Origin of the sequence: Chroococcidiopsis sp. (assembly GCF_051657925.1) — a bacterium.
GTDB lineage: Bacteria > Cyanobacteriota > Cyanobacteriia > Cyanobacteriales > Chroococcidiopsidaceae > Chroococcidiopsis.
On record NZ_JBOFLP010000138.1, the window covers coordinates 1 to 4,878 of the forward strand.

The 4,878-nt window shown below is 45.7% G+C and carries 8 protein-coding genes and 1 pseudogene; 6 read left to right on the forward strand and 3 right to left on the reverse strand.

The annotated features are described in order from the left end of the window. The 3 genes and pseudogenes from ACRC32_RS10650 to ACRC32_RS10660 form a co-directional block, all read left to right on the forward strand. Positions 1–179 (forward strand): annotated as a pseudogene (locus ACRC32_RS10650) (cupin domain-containing protein); the annotation flags it as partial. Positions 180–389: 210 nt separating this feature from the next. Beyond that, complete coding sequence (locus tag ACRC32_RS10655; protein WP_438553939.1) at positions 390–1,211, forward strand: Rpn family recombination-promoting nuclease/putative transposase; 822 nt, start codon at positions 390–392, stop codon at positions 1,209–1,211. A 122-nt stretch (positions 1,212–1,333) separates the two neighbouring features. Then, on the forward strand, positions 1,334–1,783 hold the full coding sequence (locus ACRC32_RS10660) for a cupin domain-containing protein (protein ID WP_438553932.1): 450 nt from the start codon (positions 1,334–1,336) through the stop codon (positions 1,781–1,783). Between the two features lie 62 nt (positions 1,784–1,845). Here ACRC32_RS10660 and ACRC32_RS10665 read toward each other — a convergent pair whose 3' ends face one another. The 3 genes from ACRC32_RS10665 to ACRC32_RS10675 all read right to left on the reverse strand — a co-directional run bounded on the left by ACRC32_RS10665 (position 1,846) and on the right by ACRC32_RS10675 (position 2,940). Further along, complete coding sequence (locus ACRC32_RS10665) at positions 1,846–2,079, reverse strand: hypothetical protein (protein ID WP_438553933.1); 234 nt, start codon at positions 2,077–2,079, stop codon at positions 1,846–1,848. A 181-nt stretch (positions 2,080–2,260) separates the two neighbouring features. Then, positions 2,261–2,536: a hypothetical protein gene (locus tag ACRC32_RS10670; protein WP_438553934.1), complete on the reverse strand. Its 276-nt coding sequence runs from the start codon at positions 2,534–2,536 to the stop codon at positions 2,261–2,263. Between the two features lie 35 nt (positions 2,537–2,571). Beyond that, entirely contained in the window at positions 2,572–2,940 is a 369-nt protein-coding gene (locus ACRC32_RS10675; RefSeq protein ID WP_438553935.1) for a helix-turn-helix domain-containing protein, read from the reverse strand. A gap of 182 nt (positions 2,941–3,122) precedes the next feature. Between ACRC32_RS10675 and ACRC32_RS10680 the strand changes: the two genes are divergently transcribed. The 3 genes from ACRC32_RS10680 to ACRC32_RS10690 form a co-directional block, all read left to right on the forward strand. After that, positions 3,123–4,016: a MarR family transcriptional regulator gene (locus ACRC32_RS10680; protein ID WP_438553936.1), complete on the forward strand. Its 894-nt coding sequence runs from the start codon at positions 3,123–3,125 to the stop codon at positions 4,014–4,016. Beyond that, positions 4,003–4,515 carry a hypothetical protein gene (locus ACRC32_RS10685; protein ID WP_438553937.1) on the forward strand — a complete coding sequence of 171 codons (513 nt, stop codon included), beginning with the start codon at positions 4,003–4,005 and terminating at the stop codon, positions 4,513–4,515. The genes ACRC32_RS10680 and ACRC32_RS10685 overlap by 14 nt, the downstream gene beginning before the upstream one ends. After that, positions 4,502–4,878: hypothetical protein (locus tag ACRC32_RS10690; RefSeq protein WP_438553938.1), on the forward strand; the 377-nt coding region annotated here is incomplete at its 3' end. The genes ACRC32_RS10685 and ACRC32_RS10690, both read left to right, overlap by 14 nt.

Genomic DNA, 4,878 nt, shown 5'->3' on the forward strand with positions numbered 1-4,878 from the left:
GACAGGGACTTCAGCACTGCCGAGTCTGCGAAGCTGGGGATTTCATTTTTACTCCCCCAGGCGTTCCCCATCAGCCGCGTAATCTAAGTGCAACAGAACCCGTTTACGTGCTAGCTGCCCGCAACGATCCAGACGAACAAGAAAAGGTTGTATCCTACGATCCAATGTTAGAAAGTTGAGCGAACTTTAGAGTAGCAAACAATATCTTATTCTGTGTTGGGCAAGTTTGTTTATATCAGCAAAATAAATACAATTTCTACTTTAAATAATCTAACTGAACGACTTAATTAAAAACAGATAGAATAACCAATTTACTAATAAAGACTTGCGATATCTTGATATAATATTGTGAATAAAGCTTGAGCTTTAGTGGTTATCTCTTGGTTTACATGTCAGTCGATAATATCTGTAAATATCTTTCCGAACAATATCCTGAAAGCTTTGCTAATTGGGTTTTGGATCGAGCTACAACTGACGCTGAAATCCTCAAATCTGAGTTAAGTGTTGAACCAATCCGCGCTGATTTTGTTGCATTGTTGCGTCCCCAAGAACGAATTTTACACCTGGAGTTTCAGGTAGAAGCTATTTCAAATCCACCATTATCTCTAAGGATGTTGGATTACTGTGTAAGGCTTTATCGACAATACAATCGTCCAGTCGATCAGTTTGTTATCTTTTTGAAGCGGACTGGCTCAACAGCAGCATACGCCGATCGACTAATAACTGATAGTATTACGTATCACTATCGAGTTATTCGATTATGGGAACAAGACCCCGCTCCTTTATTAGCAAATCCTGCACTGCTGCCTTTGGCAACACTGGCTCAATCCGATTCTCCAGATGCATTACTACGGCAAGTTGCATCGCGCTTAGATATGATTGAGGAGCAGGAGAAAAAGCGCGATATTTCTGCTTGTGTAGAAGTGCTTGCTGGCTTGAGGTTTGAGATCGAAACTATTCGTCGATTTTTGAGGGAAGACATGATGAAAGAGTCAGTAATTTACCAAGAGATCCTCGCACGAGGAAAGAGAGAAGAAGCTTTGTCACTCACGCTGCGCCTACTGACGAGACGAATTGGTGAAGTTGCTCCAGAACTACAAGCCCAAATCCAAAATTTAACCACTGCTCAGCTTGAAGAATTGGGAGTTGCCCTACTGGACTTTAACAATGTTGCCGATCTAACTGCTTGGTTGCAAAATCAATTTGCATAATAACTATGTACTCATCCTAGAAATCAATACGGTAGAGCGATCGCTATTCATTCAACTCATTCCTCATGTAATTGGGAGGCTGAATTGCACCGCTCTCAAATTGTCTCGAAGGAAGAGTCCTCATGATAGAAAATACATCTGCCCATCCTCCTGATACCCGCGAACCCATCGAACGAAAGCCAACCGAGGTTGTTATTGTGCGCCCTGATGCGGCAACACTAGCTGGCGAACGGTTGTCCCATTTTGCCGGCATTTCTGCAAGCACGACAGGGGCAAAAAGAATTTCGATGCAGCTCGTAATTATTCCTCCTGGTGCAATTGCCGAGCCACATTTCCACCCAGAACATGAAACGGCAATTTATCTTCTCAAGGGTCGTGTCGAAGTCTTTTACGGGCAAGGACTCCAGCACTGCAAGGTGTGCGAAACTGGGGATTTCGTTTTTACTCCCCCAGGCGTTCCCCATCAACCGCGCAACCTAAGCGCCACAGAACCCGTTTACGTGCTAGCTGCCCGCAACGATCCAGACGAACAGGAGAAGGTTGTACTTTACGATCCAACGAGTGAAAGTTAGTTAAATCAGTGTTTGAAGAAAGCTATTTGTAAATCTACAAATAGCTTTCTCTGAAACTACTTTCAATCGGACAAACACCCAGCCATAGCCTCTAATATTTCCCCTATCTCTTTGCCGTTCATACTCCTAATCTGTCCGGTCAAAGAACTCCTTTGATAATTTCCAATCGCAACTCTCATCCCCAATCCTTCACCAATCCAACACTGAGGAAGCCCTGCCCGATCGCCTTCGCCTATAGGCAAATCCGCTGCCTCCGCTCTATCGAAAGAAGTCAGTAAATTATGACGTGAAACCACAATCTAATCCTGATTTTTATACAAGAAATGAATTAAACTGATTCTAATTTTGATGAGGATTGAGTAAAACCGTAGAATTACGGAGCCGTAATAATTTAGTATTACAAACTGTACGATTTTCTTGGAAGCGATCGCACCTAAAAGTTTTATTTAATCAAACCAAAGATTAGTTATTTAAAACCTACGAGTTAGAATCCGCCTGCGAGTCCCTGTCAATTTCTTTTTCTATCCGCTGAGCAATAGTCCTAAATAGCTCCGCTACCTGGTTGTTATCCGAGACGTTGATCTGGTAGATGGTATCGGCATACAAATTGCTGTTTCCAAATACTACGGATATAGCTTGGTCACCAAGCAGGGACTTCAATAACTGTGCTTTCTTATCCGGTGGGAGACGATTGCACTTTTCCAGCAGACTTTCTAATTCATCCAAGTTTTTGTTAAATTGCTGCTCGTCCACAATTTTTTTACTATCAGAGTAATTAGCAGCAGTTATCATACTGCCTCTGGCATCAGCTTCGTCTCAGTAGAATCACGGCTTTCAATCCAATCAGCCATGAGATTCAGTACTTCCGCCTTTTCCTTGGCAGAAGCAGATAGAAACTGCGATCGTAAGCTCGTCTTCAAGCTAACTCCTAGCAATTGCGACAAATACCATTCCCTAGCTTCTTGAGGCACGTTCTCTAGGAGAGCCATTAGCTTTCCTGCCCCTAAATCTGTTTTTCCATTGCGAAAGCGGGACAGTTGCACCTCAGAAACGCCCGCTCTTTCTGCCAATGGCTTTGCACTTATGCCAAACCGATCTAGCATCTCGCCAAATAACTTCTGATGTGTCTCAATTTCCTGCTTCACAAAAGTTTGCATAAATTACCTAGTTGTCAATTTGTATAATTGCTATAGTATTTGACAACCTAAAAAGAGCGCTTCGGCTGAATGCTCTAATCGTAGCAAGGAAATAACTCAACTGGTTAAGGCTGCTAAAAAATTTACCCCGCGTCGTTGGAAGCGAATACGGGGTGAAAAAAACAAAAATACCTGGAACTATCATGACACAAGCAAGGATTGAAGGAAAGTTTTACCCATTACAACACCAAGAATGGCTAAGGGCTTGCAGAGAGTTAACGCCAGCACAAAGGGATGTGTTGTACTACATTCGCACGATTGACCCTCACAACAACGGGATCGAAATCAATGCGGCTGAGATAGCAAGGCAGCTCTCATCACCAGAGCGTCAAGTCCACAGACAAACCGTAAGCCGCGCCTTGAAAGAACTGGATGCAAAAGGCTTCATCGACCTAGAGCTGTTGCAGGTCAAAGCCAAGGTGAAACCAAAAGGTTTATGGTGCGATGAGACACCAGAGGTGCGTGAAGACACCAAAGGTGCGATGAAACACCAAGGGTGTAATGAGACACCCAGGTGCGATGAGGCACCGCGATCGATCGCTACACACCTAGGTGGATCGCCACGCACCCAGGTGGATCGTGACGCACCCAGCGCGATCGCCACACACCACGCGGAAGCTGAAACAGTTACACAGCAAGCATTTCAAAACTCTAAGATTAATAAGACTTATTTAGACTTTATTCAGACTCTCTCAGAAAGCGAGAGAGAGATTTTTTTGGAATTTGGAAGGAAAAAGGCAGCCAGCCTACCACATCCCCCAGAGCTTCCAGACAAATGGATTGCCGCGAACTTTACAGAACTTTACAAATATTTTTTAGCGTCCTCGGCAGGTCGAGCGGCGAAACAAGAGGCGATCGCCCGCAAATATGACTGGGAGAATGACCCGCGCCTGATGGACTGGCTGCACAAGGCTTACTACGAGGGGCATCCGTGGGCAGTTGAGAACGAATTTGAGAGAGAGGAAAGGCTTTCTTTTCTCATGTGGGCGCAGAAAACCAATGCATACGCAGGGAGGATAGCTGATGAGCCTGCCTAAACTTTCCCGACAGCCAGTTAGACCGGATAAAGAGTCTAGTGTTGATGCAGAGATTTGGTATCCAGATTGGCGCTGCTTCTGCTGTCACGATACTGGAATAGTCAGACCGAAGCTAGCCTCTTTGGTCATTCCAGACTACGACTATGACAAAGACTTACATCCGGCTTGCTATCGATGCGGTGCTGGTAGTGCCTACACCCACTGTGAAGAATACGACCAGCGATTAACCCGTGGTATTTGCGGCGAACTGGATAGGATTGAACGGGAAAATTGGACTGCTACAGTCAAAGAGAGACAGCAGCGGATTCTAGAGACGAGGCTGCTAGCCCAAGCGATGAGCATGAGTTCGAGCGATCGCACTCCCGATGAGGAACTCGTTGCAGAAAAACGGCATGAGTTAGCTTGTAGTGCCGATCCCAAAAAGCCAGAGGAAATGGAACGAGAAGACTTGTCTCTTGATGATGAGCGCGAGGAGAAGGCGTATCATGGCGTGTTCTAGGGGAAAAAACCCATCACCTATTATCCCGACTCCCGACTCCCGAACGCCAGTTCGCACAACGGGGGGAACCCCCGCAAGCGACTGGCTCCTCCCAACTCCCCAAGTAGGTAATTGCATCCGCATTAACGACTTGCACTTTGTCTGTGCTGGGATGGAGTTTGAGATAGACAGTCTCGATCTCGATTGGGTACGCACGACAGACAACAGCTTATTTCACCGCGACTATTTTGAAGTCATTGAATGCTCCTTACCCAACTCGATCTCTGCTCAGGAGTCGGCGCAGGTTTTCCCGCCGCTGGCATCGTCGCCGGAGGATTTGAACTCGTCGGACTGTGCGACCTTATCGCCGACCGAGAGCATGGA